1 protein-coding gene is annotated in these 279 nt (G+C 59.9%); it reads left to right on the plus strand.

Annotation, left to right across the window (positions count from 1 at the left end; all coding sequences use genetic code 11):
- Positions 1-279, plus strand: a 279-nt coding sequence (locus tag ACYP03_RS25925; protein ID WP_459782664.1) for a thiamine pyrophosphate-binding protein, incomplete at both ends; no start/stop codon positions are given.

Raw genomic sequence — 279 nt, forward strand, 5'->3', positions numbered from 1 at the left:
GGCGCCACCAACCTGATCACCGGACTGGCCGACGCTATGCTGGACTCCATCCCGTTAGTGGCTATCACAGGTCAGGTCGCCAGCCCTATGATAGGCACTGACGCGTTCCAGGAAGTCGATGTGCTGGGAATGTCACTGTCGTGCACCAAGCACAGTTTTCTGGTCACTGATCCGGCAGATTTGCCCGCGGTCCTGAGCGAGGCCTTCGAAGTGGCACAGAGCGGCCGGCCCGGCCCGATACTGGTAGATATCGCCAAAGACGTACAAGTTGCCGCCATC

This window comes from Photobacterium sp. R1 (assembly GCF_054600795.1).